Source organism: Jannaschia pagri (genome assembly GCF_019655435.1).
Classification (GTDB): domain Bacteria; phylum Pseudomonadota; class Alphaproteobacteria; order Rhodobacterales; family Rhodobacteraceae; genus Jannaschia; species Jannaschia pagri.
Genome location: NZ_BPFH01000002.1, coordinates 593,663 through 609,132 on the forward strand (window position 1 = coordinate 593,663; position 15,470 = coordinate 609,132).

The window sequence follows — 15,470 nt, forward strand, 5'->3', positions numbered from 1 at the left end:
GTCTGCACAGGGGGTGCACGGAAGGTGTACGCAGCGACGCCCCCATCCCACGGCTAGGTCCAAAACGCTCATGGCCCCCGCCCAACCAACGAGATCGCCTGGCCCGAGCGCGCGGATTCCTCCGCCGCCTCGCCCACCATCACGGACCAATATCCGTCCTCCAAGGTGACCTCGGGCACACCCTTGCCATCGCGCACAAGCCTCAGAAATCGCTCATGTTGATAGAAGGTCGAGCCGTGGTGATCCCCCGCGATCAACAACTCGGGCGGGGTATGCACCACCTCCCGCACTTCCTCCTTGAGCGCCCGCACAGACGTCACGAACTCCGCCTCGCGCGGGGCCCCGTCCGGCGCAAAGCGCGCAGGCCCAGGGATCAAAGCATCGCACCGCGCCCGCGGCCCTGTCACGGCCACGAACTCTTGCCAGTGGGAGCCTTCGGCGAACATACACAGGTCCAGCATCCCCCTGGTACCATTGGCGAAATCGACGACGACATAGGCATTGTCCACGATGTCCGGGATGCCGCCCGCATAGCGTTCGTCGCGATGATTGACGTCGACACCTGCACTCGCATAGACCCGCACCGGATCGGACTTCAGGATCAGCCGCATCAAGTCCCAGAAATGGCAACACTTCTCGACCAGCGTCCCCCCCGTCCGCGCGTTGAAGCGATTCCAATCGTCCACCTTGGGCAGGAAGGGAAAGCGATGCTCCCGGATGGATATCATGCGCGGATCACCCGTCGCCCCCTGGTCGATTGCCTGCATAAGCCTTTGAATCGGCGGCATATACCGGTACTCCATAGCCACCCAAATAGGCGCCAGGCGCCCCCGCGACATGGACAGCAGATCGCGGCAGTCGGCGGTCGTGGTGGCCAGCGGCTTCTCCACCAGGATCGGCTTCTCGGTCGCCATCAGGTCCTGCAGGATCCCCGCATGGAGGTCGTTGGGCGCGGCCACCAAATAGACATCGCAGTCGGCGTCGCGCAGCATCTCGGAGGTGGTGGCATAGCCCGTCCCGCCCTGGGCGGTGGCCAAGGAGAGCGCCCGCATCCCCTCGTCCGGGTCGGCCACGGCGGTCACCGCCGCGCCGTCCAACAGGTTGATATTGCGAATATGTTCCTGGCCCATCATGCCAGCCCCGATCAAACCGTATCGGATCATGCGCCTAGCTCCAGAACCGGGATGCCCAGACCCGCCGCGACCCCGCGCAGCGCCTCGGCATGGTCGCCGTAGACCAGCGCCATGTGATGCTCCAACCCGCTGGCCATGACGTCCTTGCAGACGGCCTCGGCCCCTCGGTCGAACCGCACCACGCCGCTCGTGCCGGTAAACGCCATGGGTCGGTCCAGCACCTCACCGGTCGCGATGACGGCCTGAGCCTGGCCGTAGGCCTGGCTCAAACGGAAGAGCGTCACGCGCCCCGCCTTCAGCGGAAACTCCAACAAAAGCGCCTGCTTACGGTTCGTGTGCACCGTCGCCCCCGGCGCGCTTGCGGCCATGGACGCAGGCGCCTGACCACAGTGCCAGACAACGCCCGTCTCGGCATCCATATCCACCAAATCCGCCAGGAACACCGGCGCGTCCGCCACATCCTGCAAGATCGCCTGGGTCACCGCGCCGTAGACGTCTACCTCACAGGCGCAGGGGGTGCGCGCCTCCCCCAGCATCGATACCGGACCACAGACCGCGCCCCCATATTCGGTAAAGGTCTCCGGCCAGCAGCGAATGGCCATTGCGTCGAACCCACGCTCCGCCTTAAGCCCATCCAGCGCGCCCGCAAGGCGCAGCGACCGGTCCAATTCTCCGGCGTCCAGATCGGCCAGCCCGCCCAGATCGGCGGCCTTGGCGGCGTAGGGCGCGACCTCCGCGTCGGGCAAGGCCCGCGCACGGGCAAACAGATCAGGCAGCGCAAGCTCCGTCACCCGAGCCCCCGTCAGCGCCTGCAACGCAGGCCCATCATAGTCGCAGGTGTGGAACCCCTCGGGCCGCTCCCCAATCCGCCCGATCCGCAGGTCCCGCCGGATCGCAACGGGCGCCGCCTCAGACGGCACCCCAACCCGAGGCTCCACCGGCGCTCCGGTCAACAGCGTGTCTAAGTCGACGCTATCGCCATAGGCCCAGGTGAACCGCCGGTCGTTCAGGCCCAAAGCGTGGGACAACAGATTGAGGCCGCAGAAGGCATTCAGGCGAAGCCGCCCGCCCAGCCGAGGCTCCGGCACGGCCCAGATGGCGACGGGTCCCTCAAAACCCATGGCAGCACGGGTGGCAAAGGCCGCATCGGTGAAGGTCACCTGTAATATCAACAGGATATCCGCTCCCGCAACAACCTCCAATGCCCCCTCGTCCGGCCCCATCAGCAGGTCGCGCGGCCCAATGATCTCATGCCCCGAGGCGTCCAACGCCCACAGCATCGCGGCCAGCTTTTCCTCGGCGAAGGGCACGTCGAACGTGGGCCGCGCCAGCGGCAGGATCCCCACCTTCATAGGATGTCCCCGTAGCCATGGCGGAACCCGGCAGAGGGATCGACAAAGGCCAGACCCGCACCGCCATAAGCCGGATGGGCGTGCCAAGGCGTCGCCTTGGCGTCCGTCAGCGCGTTCAATTCCGCCATGTAGGGCATCGACTCCTGAACCAATCCGGCCTTCATCGCCTCCATATCCGGCCAGGCGTTGAACGCATCGAGCCAGATCGCCCGCCCCGCCAAATACCCAGACGCGCCAGCGGCATAGGCGTAGTCCAAAACCGTCTTGAAATCGCCCTTACCAGCCCCCGCCGACAGCATCACCCAAGGCCGCGCGGCCAGCCTCCCCATCTCATCGAACAGGTCCTGCACGGCCCTATCGCCGCCCGTGATGCCTTTGGCGGGCACGGGGCTTTCCAGCTTGAAGACGTCCACGCCGTAGTCCGCACCCGCAAAGTGCTCGACCGACCGCAGCACGTGGTCCGAATGCTTGGTCGCCATCTCCGTGTACTCGGAGGTCTGCTCCGCATCGTTCTCCACGGGATGCACCAGCAGTTCGAACAGGAACGGGATGTCGAGGGCTGCGCATAAATCCCCGGTCCGCTTGACGAAATCTTCCTGCGCCACGCGCACCTCTTCCGAGATATCGGGCCGGAACCAGGCCAGCACCTTCACCGCATCGCCACCCATCCGCTTGATCTTGCCCACGGACCAATCGTCGATCTCGGCTGAGAAGCGCCCCTGACCCGTGTCCCGAAACAGCGAGTCCTCCAACGTCACGATCAGACCCTTGCGTGGGTCGAACGCCTGCCACCCGTGGGGGATCGCGTAATGGGGGTCCAGCAGCATTGCGGTGGAGGACGGCTGCAAAGCCTCCATCAGCGCGGTCTTGACCTCTGCCACCTTCTCCCACGGGGCCTCGCCCCCATGGGCGGCGGCGATGGGTCCCTTGATCGGCGGGCGCTGATCCACGGCGGTCATCTTGAAGCGGCCAGCCGCGTCGGACATGCGGCGGAAGCCCAGCTGTTTGCCGGGCGTCAGCGAGAGGGTCATGGGGTCTCCAGTTCGGTATCTGTAGGATAGGCGTCCCAACCGCCCGCCCGCGTGCATTTCAGCGCGGCGGCCCGGTTGGCAAATGTGGATGCGGCGATGAGGTCCCGGCCACGCCCGAGGGCCAGCGCGAAGGCCCCGTGCCACAGATCCCCGGCCCCTAAGGTATCGACGGCTGTGACAGGAACGGCGGCAATCTGCGGGCCATGGGCCCAGTGAACGCCATCTGGCCCATTGGTATAGGCGACTAATCCAGGCAAGCGTTTGGCGGCCTCGGCCAGGGCTTTAGGCAAGGCGTCGATCCCACTGAAGTCCCGCAACCCGGGCGCGCTGAACACCACATGGGTGGCAAGGGCCGCCAGGGGGTCGGGCGTGTATTTCTCTCCGTCGAGAACACCGGGCACCGCCGCGTGCTGCGCGGCCCTGAGCACGGCCTCGGCGGCCTCCGGCCATCGGCAATCCACCAAAGCCGCGTCACAAGGCGGCACAGCTGGCGGGTCCGACGGCAGGCCATCGCCCGGAAAGTTCACGATCATCCGCTCGCCCGCCGGGTCCACCATGACCGAACTCAGCGGGGTCCGCCCCCCGCGCGCAAAGGCGGGCCGCACGCCCCGCGCCATCAGCATGGCGGCCAATTCGTCGCCCGTGGCATCGACACCCAGCCGCGTGATCAGCGTCACCTCTGCCCCCAATCTGGCGGCGCCCACAGCGGCGTTAGCGGCGCATCCCCCACCGATCCGCTCAAACGAGGTCGAGCGATGCTTGCCCTCTCCCACCGGCAGCGCCGCGACCCGCTGGACGTAGTCCATGACCGCGATGCCCGCGACAACCAGCCGTGTCACCGCTCGACCTCCAATCCGCTTGGGACGGCGTCAGGCACGCCGAGGCGCCCGTATTTGCTGTCGCCGCCTTCCAGTGCGCCGAGAAACGCCACCAGATCAGCCACATCACCGTCTGTCAGGGCCACAGGCGCGATGTCGACAGTGGCGCGCACCCGGGCCATCTCTCGCGCATCGCTCTGGATCACGAAGTCGATGGCCTCCACAGCCGGCGCCTTAGGCAGGCGCGCCAGGTCGGGCGTCCATACGTCTAGGGCGGCCAAGGGATCGGCATGGTGCCGGATGATCCCCTCCAACGTCGGATAGGCCCCGTTGTGCCCCCATGGCCCGGTCAGGGTCACGTTGCGCAAGCTGGGCGTGCGGAAGCGGTAGGCGTCCTCCAGGTCGTCCGTCTCCGCCATGCGGCCCACATCGCGGGGGATTGGGTCGAACCGCCGCGTGCGGCCAGGGCCAAAGGGCGGCAGGGCAAGGGCGTGGAACCCGTGGTCGGTGAACAACGGCCCGCCGTGACAGGTCGCGCACCCCCCCGCACCAAAGAAGAGGTCATGCCCGCGGGCCTGGGCGGGCGTCAGTTCCCCCTCCCCCGCAAGCCACAGATCATAGGGGCTGTCGAAGCTGCGCCACTCGCTGTTCATGAAATCCGCCAGCGCGATGGCGATATGGGTGATCGTGACATCCTCGGTCGAGGGCAGATCGAAGGAAGCCGCCAATGCCTCGCCGTAGGCCGGGATGGTTCGCACCCGCTTAGCCAGGATCGGCCAGCCCAGGTCGATCCGGTCCTGCACTGCGCCAATCACCTCGTTCTCGCCCGTGTTCCCGGCCATCTCGAACTGCGCGGTCAGTGGAAAGATCGCCTGCACGGCCAAAAGGTTGGGCAACCCTTCGGGCAGCCATTCCTCGGCGGGCGTGACATAGCCGTTGCCATAGTTCTCGCCATGGCTGACCCGTCCGTCATGGAAATAGGTCGTGAACTCCTTTGCTCCGATGTTCCACAAGCCCGGCGCGTTGCGCGGCACACGCTTTCGGATCACATCCAAGCCCTCGCCCACCACGCGCTTTGGCCCGATCCCGCGTCCGCCCTCTCCGATGCCAAGGCTCAGCCCGTCGGCAGAAAAGGTCTCATGGTGATGGCAGGTCGCGCAGGAGATGTTCTGATTTCCCGACAGGATGGGATCGTAGAACAGCAATTGGCCAATGCGCGCCCGCGCATCATCGAAGGGATGGAACGGCACCTCTTGCGCCGCCAGGGGGGCCCCGGCCATGGTCGCGCCCAGGAGGATACCATGAAATACCTTGCGCTTGTGGCCGCGTTGGCCAGCCCTGCGGCGGCGGACATCGAAGATGGACGCGACCTGATGGAAGCCGGTCGCTTTGAAGAGGCCCTGGCGGCGTTCTGGCCTGCCGCAAGGTCCGGCAATGCCGACGCGGAGGAGCTGATCGGCGTCATGTACGCCCTGGGCCTCGGCGTCGAAAAGGACGAGATCCGCGCGTTTGAATGGTACCTCCGCTCGGCGATGAAGGGGCATCCGGGCGCTCAATCGGGCGTCGGCTGGTACTATGAGGTCGGGCTGGGCATGCCCGCCCCGGACTTGGTGCGGGCCTATATGTGGTATGCCCTGTCGGCCATTGGCGGCGATCCCGACGCCGCGATCAGCCAAGAAGAGGTGGTCAAGAAAATGACCCCCGAGGAAATCGCCAAGGCCCATGATTTGATCGGAGACTACAAGGTCTGGATGTATCCGTTCCGCTAGCGTCGAAACGCCAGCCGCTGACCGGGCGGACGGATTGGTTGGTTTTAACGGGCTGTTCAGGTCTGCGGGGTATGGGTCAGATGCCCTGTCCTGACCCGAGTTTGGCCCATGTCTCCGCCCCTTGCATTCGAACGCCCAAGGCCACCCCGCACGGCGCAGGATGTCTGGCGCCTGTGCTGCTTGGATCTGGACGCGAACATTCGCCAGGTGCTGTCCCAGGCCAGCGGCGAGACGCCGGATCAGGTGGCGGCCCCGATCGTGGAACGCACGCGTCAACGGCTGGAGCATGCCTTTCTGCATCCCGACGATCCCCATCTGCCGACCAAACGACAGTCCCTTGCCGAGGATTTGACCCGGGAAGGTTTGACCTTTCACGATTTTTCGAAACGGCATCAGCAACTCCAAACGCTCATGCTGGCATCCCTCCTGAACCGGACGTCGCGGTTCTTGGGCATTGGGTTCGAAGGGGCCGATGCTTTCCTGCGGGCCATGAACGAGGAGTTGATGGCCATGCTGCACGCCTTCAACCACCTGGACCAATCGCAACGCAACGATGCCCGCGCCACGCTCGAAGCACGCCTGCGCGATGGTCTGGGGGCCGTGCTGCGCGGCGCCCAGAACGGTGACCTGTCCCAACGGGTGGACGACCAGTTTTCCGACCCCGCCCTGGCAGCCATCAGCGGGGATCTGAACGCCCTGATGGAAACCTTGGAGCGGGGGCTCCAGGCCGCGATGATGGCTCTGGATGGTCTGGCGCATGGCCGCCTGACGACCCGCATGGAAGGAGTCTTCACAGGCGATTTCAAGGCGCTGCAAGACAATATCTCGACCTCGATCAATGCCATGGCCGTGGTCCTGTCGCGCATCCGGGACGCGGCGGCACAGGTGATGCGCGCGGCGAACGCCCTGGACGACCAAGCCCAGGCTCTCCAAGGGCGCGCCGCTGAGGAAAAGGCCCATCTGACGGTGCTCATGGACGAAGTGGTTGGGTTGCGAGACAGGCTCGACGGCAACCGCGCCGCCGCAGGGGAGGCGCAGACCGTCCTCGACACCATAGGGGCGGAGGCCGTGGACGCGGGCCAGGGCATGGCCCACATCACAGACACGATGGCGCGCATCGAACGGGGCAGCGCGTCGGTGCAAAAGCTGACCGAGCTAATCGACACGATTGCCCACCAGACGCACCTTTTATCCCTGAACGCGGCGGTCGAAGCCGCCCGCGCCGGGGAGGCAGGTCGCGGATTTGCCGTTGTCGCCACGGAGGTGCGGTCCCTGGCCACCCGCGTAACCACGGGGGCCGAGGATATCCGCGCGCTGGTTTCAGAAAACGCCCTAGAAGTCGCCGAAGGCCGCCGCCGCACGGACGAGACCCGGCAGGTCTTGGACAAGCTCCAAACCAGCCTGTCGGAGATACGCGCCGTGTTCGGGGCCATGATCTCCGGCAACGAAGACCAAGCGGCGCGCTTTGGGGCCATTGAGGAAACCATGGGGGCGATGTCTCGATCCATGCAGGAAAACGTCGATGCGGCCGAACAGGGCGTCACCCTGTCGCGAAGCCTGGCACGGGCCACGCACGGCTTGACCGACCTCGTCGAAGACTTCGAGTTGGACGGCACAGCCGAAGGGGACCAAACCTGTGAGGCAAACCGCTCAGACGACACGCAGGCCGCCTGAGCGAAACATATGGCGCACCCTAAGACTGGGTCCGTGCGCACCAGAGCGTCAGTTCAGATCAGCATCCCGGCGGGCGTTGATCTCTGCCTCGGCCTCGGCGATGGCCGCGCGGAAGGTGGCCAGCATCTCTTCGCCCCCGTCCACGTTCTCGGCAAACCAATCGTAAACCGGCGCAGCGGCCTCTTGGAACGCAGCCTTTTGATCCGGCGTCGGCACATAGAGATTACCGCCACCGGCGACGAACTCTTCATAGGCCTGGATCGACTTGCGCTTGGGCGAGGCAAAGGTCGCCTGCTGCAAAGCTGAGAAGCCGTCCACGATGACGCGCTTCATGTCGTCGTCCATCTCTTGGAACTTCTGATTGTTCATCACCCAGATCGCCGCCATATATGCGTGCCCATCCAGCGTCACATACTGCAGCCCGGCATCCGGGAACTTCATCCCCATGATGTCGGTGATCCCGTTCTTGGACCCTTCGACCACGCCCGTCTGAAACGAGGTGAACAGCTCCGGCCAGGGGATCGGCGTGGGCGAGGCCCCAAGCGCGCGCACCAACTCCTGCGGCAGGTCGGCGACGACGGTACGGATCTTCAGACCAGCCAGGTCCTCCGGGTTCTCGACGGGCCGCTGGGTGTTTGCAAAGTTACGCCACCCACCAGTGTTGCCCACCGTCATAATGCGGATCGTGTCGCCCGAGTCCTCAAGCGCCTTCGCACGCAATTCGGACACAAGGTTGGTCCCGCTCAGGACTTCCTCGGCGATCCGGTCATCGGCCATCAGGTAAGGCAGGTCAAAAATCTGCACGTAGGGAAAGATGCCAGCAGCCCCGCCCGAGGTCGTCACGAAGACATCGATAGACCCATCGGCCACGCCCTGCAAACACTCGGCCCCATTGCCGCACAGCTGCGTCCCGATGAACAGCTCGACCGAAATCGCCCCGTTCGAGGCATTCTCGACGTAGTTCTTGAAAACAACCAGACCGTCATAGTCCTCGTCGTTTTCGTTGGAGTTGGCCGTGGCCCGAATGTTGATCGTGTGCCCATCGGCGGCGGCAACGCTGGGCAGCGCCAGGCTCGCGGCCAAGGCGACGGACGTCAGCAGTGACTTGAGTTTCATTTGGTCTCTCTCCCTATTGGACCGGTGATTTATAAGAAGCCGAAGAACCTGGGCACCGCCAGTGAGATGGCGGGCACGTAGGTGATCAGGAAAATCACAAAGATCTCCACGGCCAGGAATGGCAGGATCGCCTTAGCGATGGTCTCGACCCGCTCCCCACTGACAGACGAGGCCACAAACAGCACCAACCCCATGGGCGGCGTCGCTAGCCCCACGGTCAGGTTCACCGACATGATGATCGCGAAATGAACCGGATCGACCCCCAGCGAGGTGAAGATAGGCCCCAAGATCGGCCCCAGGATGATAATCGCGGGGCCCGCATCCAGGAACATACCGACGATAAACAGAAGCAAGTTGATCAGCAGCAGCAAGACCAGCGGGTTCTCGGACAGCGATAGGATAAAGGCCGCCAGGGTCTCCGGCGCGTGGCTCAGCGCCACGACCGTTTTGAAGGCCAGCGCCGCCCCGACCAGCAGCAAGACGACCGATGAAATCAGCGCCGCCTTGCCGAGGACATCGGGCAGGTCCTTCACGGACATCTCCCGCAGGATAAAGATCGAGACCACGGCCGCATAGGCCACCGCCACGGCGGAGGCTTCGGTCGGCGTGAAGATACCGCCCAGAATACCCCCAAGGATGATGACCGGCGTGAGCAACGGGAAGAACGCCTTGAGCGAGGCTTGCCCCTTCTCGGGCCAGGTCGCCCGACGCTTCAGGGCCGGCATTGCGTCCGGATTTCGCCGCGCCACAAGGTTGGTGACTGTCATCAGGCCAAGGCCCACAAGAACCCCCGGCACAATCCCGGCCAGGAACAGGGCGGCGACCGATTGCTCCATGACATAGGCGTAGATGATCATGATCCCCGATGGCGGAATGATCGGCCCGATCACCGAGGATGCTGCGGTCACCGCGGCCGCGAACCGACGGGTATACCCCTCTTTCTCCATCGCCGGGATCAACATGGACCCCAGCGCGGAGGTATCGGCCACCGCCGACCCGGACAGCCCCGCGAACAGCATGGACGACAGAATATTCACCTGCGCCAGCCCTGCGCGAAAATGCCCGACGCAGGCCTGGGCAAACTCCACCAGACGCAGGGTAATCCCGCCCCGGTTCATCATCTCCCCCGCCAACATGAAGAACGGGATCGCCATCAACGGAAAACTGTCCATCCCGTTGTAGGTATTGCGGTAAAGCAGGACGAGGTCCTTCCCCTGCCCGTTCAGCCACAGCAAGATCCCGGGCGCAGCGAGCAGGGCAAAAAAGACCGGCAGCCCAACCATCAGGAAAATCAGAAAAAGGGGCAGAAACCAAACTAGCATAACTGCCCCCGAACCCCTGCATTAAGGTTAACTCGCACCGTCAAACAGCCGCGCGCCCCTCCCCCCATCACGGGTCGCAAAATACTCATGACGCTCCGCTCGCCCCCCAGCGTACCGTGGCAGACAACAGCGCCGCCCATCACTCCGCCCCCACCGTCGAGGCCATGGGGATCTCCGCCAAATCCCCTCCGCGCCCGGCGAGTGTCGCGATCTGCCGGAGGATCAGCTCAAGGGTGACGGAGACCATCATGACAATGCCCACCAGGAGCGACGCCATCATCCAACTGCGGGGCATCTTCTCCCACCCGTCGAGGGTCGGGTAATACAAGGACGAGGTCTTGAACCGGCCCGAGAAGCCCGTCACCTCGGACCACCCAATTTGCGCGGCCACGATCAGCACCAACAGCGACAGAAGCAACAGACATAGCGTCAGCACACCACCCACAAATCGGGGCAAGGCCAGTTGGATCATGTCGATGGCGACAAACCCGCCACGCCGCAAAGCGGTCGGCGCCACGACCATCAGCCAAAGCATGAGAAACCGCGCCGCCTCCTCGGGCCAGGGCAGCGGGTTGGACAGGACATAGCGCCAAAACACTTGGATCAGGATGAAGACGACCATCAGTGCCATGCAGACGATGCCCAGCGCGCGCCCAGCCGTCAGAACGGGCGCATTGATCTTCGCCAGCAGGTTCGCCGCTGTGACGTGCCAGGCCATTATTCCTCCCCTCACGCGGACTCCGCAGTGGAAAGCGATGCTTTCGAAACGGCGCGCGTTGTTTTCGATTTGGGCGGAACCGAAACCACCTGTCAAGAATGAACTACAGATCCTTCATGACGTGGCGATGACCAGCTCCACCTCACAGGATGCGCAAAGCGGCGCGACCCAGGGCGGCAGCGGTCCCGCCGTCACAAGGGTGTGGATGCTCGACAGATGTCCAAAGCGGCACGGGGCCGTGCGGCTGAACTTGCCCGGATCCACGGCCAGGATGATGTGGCGCGCGCCCTCCATCATCGCGCGACAGACCTGCACTTCGCCCAGGTCGTAGTCCAACAAAACACCGTCTTCGGCCACAGCCGCCGCGCCGATCACCGCGTGGTCAGGGCGGAACTGGCGCACGTAGTCCACGGCCTCCGCCCCGAGGATCGCACCATCGCTGCGGCGCACGGCACCCCCGGGAACGACAACCTCAAGCCCCTGAAAAACCCTTATTTCCGATGCTAGATCGACGTTGTCGACGACGACGCGCAGGTGCTGGGCACGGGTAAGATGGCGGGCGACTTGGGCCGTCGTCGTGCCCGCGTTCAGGAAAACGGCCCCCGTCGGCGGCAGGCGTGCGGCCACTGCCGCACCGATAGCGATCTTCGCTGGTAGCGCCTCGGTCTCCCGCTCGGCGGGCGTCGCATATTCGGCCCCACCGACCAGGGTGGCGCCACCGTGGAACCGCACGATGTGGTGCAGTTCCGCCAAGACCTGCAGATCCTTGCGAATGGTCTGGGGCGAGGTTGCGAAACGCGCGGAGAGGTCTTCGACCCGCACGCGCGATGTCTCTTCGATCAGCGATAAAATTTTCTGCTGGCGCTGAGTCAGCATCGCCCAACTCCCCCGTTGGGCAACAATCTGACAGCATTTCGAAAGAAACGAAAGGCCCCAATGCGCGCGGCCTTTCGGATGAGTGGGTCAGCGCAGGCCTAGCGGATCCGCAACTCCGTCCCAGCATCGAAGACCATGATGCGCTGCGGCTCAATCGCGACGCCGACGGTATCCCCTTCGGAGGACCGCTCGTCCCCGCGCTCCTCCACGATCATCTTTTCGCCCGAGGGCGCCGACAGATAGGCATAACTGACGCCCCCCAGCGCTTCGGTCAGATCCACGCTCAGGGCGCCACCGGGCACCAGCGTCAGATGCTCCGGCCGCATGCCGACGATGACATCGCTGCCGTCTGAAGGCAGCGAAACGGTCGGCGTGACGCTCGTCCCCAGGGCTGGCACATGCACCGCGCCATCTCGCACGGTGCCCGCCAGGAAGTTCATAGACGGGGACCCGATGAACCCCGCCACAAACCGATTGTCTGGGTTGCGGTACAACTCCAGCGGCGCGCCCACCTGTTCGATGCGCCCGTCGCGCAGCACCACGATCTTGTCGGCCATGGTCATGGCCTCGACCTGATCGTGGGTCACATAGATCATCGTCGCGCCGATTTCCTTATGGAGACGCGCGATTTCGACTCGCATCTCGACCCGCAACTCGGCGTCCAGGTTCGAGAGCGGTTCGTCGAACAGGAACACCTCTGGCCCCCGTACAATTGCCCGCCCGATGGCGACACGCTGGCGCTGCCCCCCCGACAGCGCAGCAGGCTTGCGCTTCAGGTAGGTGTCCAGCTTCAGGATGCGGCTGGCCTCGGCCACCTTCTGGTCGATCTCAGTCTTGGGATGCCCGTTCATCTTCAGGCCAAATCCCATGTTCTCCTTCACGGTCATATGGGGGTAGAGCGCATAGGTCTGAAACACCATCGCCACACCCCGCTGGGACGGGTCTTCGCGCGTAACATCGCGGGCGCCGATGGTGATCTGGCCCTCGGTGGTTTCTTCCAGGCCAGCGATCATCCGCAACAGCGTGGACTTCCCGCAGCCCGATGGCCCCACGAACACGCAGAACTCGCCTTCTTTGATGTCCAGATTGACCCCATGCACGACCTGCACGTCACCGTACCGTTTGATGACGCTCGAAAGCTCAACGCCTGCCATTCCTATCCCTCTCTCTTGTCCGGAAAGCGCCAGTCCCTCAGGTCGCCGGCGATTTTGATGACCGCATCGCGCAGATGCGGCAGATGTTTTTCCATGTCCGCCAGGCTGCCCCGCACAGTCGAGGAGGTCACCGACACGGCCCCCTGGACGCGACCGCTGGACGACAACACCGGCATGGCAATGCAATGGATGCCGGGCTCGTGTTCTTCCCGGTCGAAGGCATGGCCAGCGGCCCGGATCTCGGCAAGCTCCGCGCGCATCCCCTCGGGTGAGGTCAGCGTCGTATCGGTGAACCGGTGCCAACTTTGCTGGGCCAAAACGGGCGCCAAGTCCTCTTCCGGTAGCCAAGCCAGCATGGCCTTGCCAACCCCCGTGCAATAGGCCGGACCGATCTTTCCAGCGTCCGAATACATCGGCACGGGCGAGGCTGCGTTCCGCTTGTCGACATAAAGCACCGACGCGCCATCCAGCTGCGCAAGATGCACCGTTTCCCCAACGATGCGGCTGAGGTCGTCCAAATGCCCCCGCGCGATGGGCGCCAGACTAGATTGCGCCCAGGCCGCATGGGCCATGCGAACCAGCCTCATACCGGGGGCATAGGTGCCCCGGTCCGGGTCCACCATCAGCATGCCTTGATTCGTCAGCGTCTGGAGCAAGCGATAGAGCGTGGCCTTCGGGAACGGCGCGGTCTCCAACAACTCGGAAAAGCGCACGGGCCGCATGCTGTCCGAGAATGCCCCGGGCGGCATCGCGCAGTTCTTCGACCGGGACTTCCCGGCGGAAATGGCGGCGCTGGGGATGGAAGGTCTCCAGGAATTCATGGTGTTCCCCGACAACCTGGACGACATCCTGGGCCGCTTGGAACAGGCGCGTCAGCGTATCTACGCCAACTGACCTTGCCTGGTCCCATCGGGGCGGCGGGAAACCCCGTCCCGGTGGGGCCGGGATACCCTTTGTAGGGCGGGGGCCTCTCCGCCCTACCCACTGACCCATTCGCGCGCTGGGCCGTCCATAGGCCATCGCCGCATGTGCCTGGAAAGGACCACCCGCATGATCCGCGCCACCGCGATTGCCCTTCCGCTTGTGACCGCCGCGACCTTTGCGGCCGCCCAGGACGTGCAGGGCACCTGCCGGGATGGCGCGCTTTGGTGGGGTACGGCGGGGGCAGCCGGGCTCGGCCCGTGCGAGTCCCCCGAAGAGGGTTTTTTCGTTTTGACCTGCGCCGAGGGGCAAACCCGCCTCCGCGTCACCAGCCCCTACCCCGTAGCAGCAGGGCAGCGCGGCACGGTTGATGTGTCCGTCGACGGGCGCCGGTGGCGGCTGGAAGGCCGCGGCGCGGACGACGCCCGCACCGGTCAGCGCATCCTCGACCAAGTCGACATACCCGGCGACGTCCTGGATGCCTTGGCCGCCGGGGCCACGGCCAGCTTTTACATGCCGACTGAAACCCGACCCATCCATCTCACCGGATCGCAGGCGGCCCTCACCGCCATGCGGACCGACTGCTGAGGCGTGGTGACGTGCCCCAATCCACCCGACGGTCCCCGCTGAAGGAGTTCGCCCGATGACCAACGTATCCCCGGCCGTCCCGACGACATCGTCCTCCGGCGACACGCGTGGTTGGTACCGCCGCAATGAGATCGCGGTGACCCCCTGGCTGTTTTTGGCGCCGGGCCTGCTGTTCTTTGCGTTCTACGTCATCATTCCGATCTTTCAGTCGTTCAACATCTCGCTCTACCGCTGGGATGGCCTCGGCGAAGCGACCTACATCGGCCTCGCCAACTACCAAGAGTTGATGACCGACCGCGCCTTTGAGATCAGCTTTTGGAACAACGCCAAATGGCTGCTGCTCTATCTGCTAGCGATCCCCATGGGGCTGGGCATCGCCCTGTTCTTGAACCAGACGGTGGTGGGGATCCGGCTGTATAAGTCGCTGTTCTTCTTCCCCTTCGTCATCAGCCAGGTGGTCGTGGGCCTAGTGTTCTCGTGGTTCTACCTGCCGAAAGAAGGGCTGCTGAACGCCTTCCTGGGTGTCTTTGGCCTGGGACCCGTCAACATCCTGGGCGACCCGACGATGGCGACCTATGGCATCATCGCCGCCGGTCTCTGGCCCCAGACGGCCTATTGCATGATCCTCTATCTCACGGGCCTCAACGCCGTGGACCCAGAACAGGTCGAAGCGGCCCGCCTCGATGGGGCTAAGGGGCACAAGATGCTCTGGTACGTCATCATCCCGCAGTTGAAGCCCGCGACCTTCATCGCCTTCGTCGTCACGATCATCGGCGCTTTGCGGTCGTTCGACCTCATCTCAATCATGACGAACGGAGGCCCCTTCGGCTCCACCAGGGTCCTGTCCTTCTACATGTTCGAAAAGGCCCTGGCCGAGTTCGGCTTCCGCATGGGCTACGGCGCGGCCATCGCGGTTGTTCTGTTCCTCATAATGCTGGTGTTTATCGCTTATTTCCTGTGGTCCATGTACCGCGACGAAAAGGTGGCACGGTGATGCG

General features: G+C 64.5%; 15 protein-coding genes and 1 pseudogene. 5 read left to right on the plus strand and 11 right to left on the minus strand.

Annotation, left to right across the window (positions count from 1 at the left end; translation table 11 throughout):
- Nucleotides 1-68 precede the first annotated feature (68 nt).
- From K5R33_RS07895 to K5R33_RS07915, 5 genes are read right to left on the minus strand one after another with little or no spacing between them, the layout of a single operon-like run.
- Nucleotides 69-1,163: a Gfo/Idh/MocA family protein gene (locus tag K5R33_RS07895; protein ID WP_220748452.1), complete on the minus strand. Its 1,095-nt coding sequence runs from the start codon at nt 1,161-1,163 to the stop codon at nt 69-71.
- Complete coding sequence (locus K5R33_RS07900) at nt 1,160-2,485, minus strand: L-fucose/L-arabinose isomerase family protein (RefSeq protein ID WP_220748453.1); 1,326 nt, start codon at nt 2,483-2,485, stop codon at nt 1,160-1,162. Before K5R33_RS07900 ends, K5R33_RS07895 begins: the two co-directional genes overlap by 4 nt.
- A complete protein-coding gene (locus K5R33_RS07905; RefSeq protein WP_220748454.1) occupies nt 2,482-3,516 on the minus strand; it encodes a tagatose 1,6-diphosphate aldolase in 1,035 nt (344 codons plus the stop codon). Before K5R33_RS07905 ends, K5R33_RS07900 begins: the two co-directional genes overlap by 4 nt.
- Complete coding sequence (locus K5R33_RS07910; RefSeq protein WP_220748455.1) at nt 3,513-4,355, minus strand: PfkB family carbohydrate kinase; 843 nt, start codon at nt 4,353-4,355, stop codon at nt 3,513-3,515. The genes K5R33_RS07905 and K5R33_RS07910 overlap by 4 nt, the downstream gene beginning before the upstream one ends.
- Nucleotides 4,352-5,614: a cytochrome-c peroxidase gene (locus K5R33_RS07915; RefSeq protein ID WP_220748456.1), complete on the minus strand. Its 1,263-nt coding sequence runs from the start codon at nt 5,612-5,614 to the stop codon at nt 4,352-4,354. The genes K5R33_RS07910 and K5R33_RS07915 overlap by 4 nt, the downstream gene beginning before the upstream one ends.
- Nucleotides 5,615-5,635: 21 nt before the next feature.
- Here K5R33_RS07915 and K5R33_RS07920 point away from each other — a divergent pair, with 21 nt between their 5' ends.
- Both K5R33_RS07920 and K5R33_RS07925 read left to right on the plus strand, forming a co-directional pair.
- Nucleotides 5,636-6,103 carry a tetratricopeptide repeat protein gene (locus K5R33_RS07920; RefSeq protein ID WP_220748457.1) on the plus strand — a complete coding sequence of 156 codons (468 nt, stop codon included), beginning with the start codon at nt 5,636-5,638 and terminating at the stop codon, nt 6,101-6,103.
- A 108-nt stretch (nt 6,104-6,211) separates the two neighbouring features.
- Nucleotides 6,212-7,777 carry a methyl-accepting chemotaxis protein gene (locus K5R33_RS07925; RefSeq protein ID WP_220748458.1) on the plus strand — a complete coding sequence of 522 codons (1,566 nt, stop codon included), beginning with the start codon at nt 6,212-6,214 and terminating at the stop codon, nt 7,775-7,777.
- A gap of 48 nt (nt 7,778-7,825) precedes the next feature.
- Here K5R33_RS07925 and K5R33_RS07930 read toward each other — a convergent pair whose 3' ends face one another.
- The 6 genes from K5R33_RS07930 to K5R33_RS07955 all read right to left on the minus strand — a co-directional run bounded on the left by K5R33_RS07930 (nt 7,826) and on the right by K5R33_RS07955 (nt 13,685).
- Nucleotides 7,826-8,893 (minus strand): TRAP transporter substrate-binding protein, encoded by a 1,068-nt coding sequence (locus K5R33_RS07930; RefSeq protein ID WP_220748459.1) that lies wholly within the window; start codon nt 8,891-8,893, stop codon nt 7,826-7,828.
- Nucleotides 8,894-8,922: 29 nt separating this feature from the next.
- The gene (locus K5R33_RS07935) at nt 8,923-10,215 is read right to left on the minus strand and encodes a TRAP transporter large permease (RefSeq protein WP_220748460.1); all 1,293 of its coding nucleotides are present in this window, start codon (nt 10,213-10,215) and stop codon (nt 8,923-8,925) included.
- A 139-nt stretch (nt 10,216-10,354) separates the two neighbouring features.
- Complete coding sequence (locus K5R33_RS07940) at nt 10,355-10,933, minus strand: TRAP transporter small permease (protein WP_220748461.1); 579 nt, start codon at nt 10,931-10,933, stop codon at nt 10,355-10,357.
- A gap of 114 nt (nt 10,934-11,047) precedes the next feature.
- Nucleotides 11,048-11,809, minus strand: coding sequence for a DeoR/GlpR family DNA-binding transcription regulator (locus K5R33_RS07945; RefSeq protein ID WP_220748462.1), 762 nt, complete (start codon nt 11,807-11,809; stop codon nt 11,048-11,050).
- A 98-nt stretch (nt 11,810-11,907) separates the two neighbouring features.
- Complete coding sequence (locus tag K5R33_RS07950) at nt 11,908-12,963, minus strand: ABC transporter ATP-binding protein (RefSeq protein WP_220748463.1); 1,056 nt, start codon at nt 12,961-12,963, stop codon at nt 11,908-11,910.
- A 2-nt stretch (nt 12,964-12,965) separates the two neighbouring features.
- Nucleotides 12,966-13,685 (minus strand): IclR family transcriptional regulator, encoded by a 720-nt coding sequence (locus K5R33_RS07955; RefSeq protein ID WP_255576229.1) that lies wholly within the window; start codon nt 13,683-13,685, stop codon nt 12,966-12,968.
- On the opposite strand from K5R33_RS07955, the pseudogene K5R33_RS07960 reads away from it, so the two are divergent.
- The 3 genes and pseudogenes from K5R33_RS07960 to K5R33_RS07970 form a co-directional block, all read left to right on the plus strand.
- A pseudogene (locus tag K5R33_RS07960) lies at nt 13,684-13,857 on the plus strand (carbohydrate ABC transporter substrate-binding protein); the annotation flags it as partial. The gene K5R33_RS07955 and the pseudogene K5R33_RS07960 sit on opposite strands and share 2 nt — an antisense overlap.
- 156 nt (nt 13,858-14,013) lie before the next feature.
- Complete coding sequence (locus K5R33_RS07965; RefSeq protein ID WP_220748465.1) at nt 14,014-14,472, plus strand: hypothetical protein; 459 nt, start codon at nt 14,014-14,016, stop codon at nt 14,470-14,472.
- 55 nt (nt 14,473-14,527) lie between these two features.
- Nucleotides 14,528-15,466, plus strand: coding sequence for a carbohydrate ABC transporter permease (locus tag K5R33_RS07970; RefSeq protein WP_220748466.1), 939 nt, complete (start codon nt 14,528-14,530; stop codon nt 15,464-15,466).
- Nucleotides 15,467-15,470: the final 4 nt, after the last annotated feature.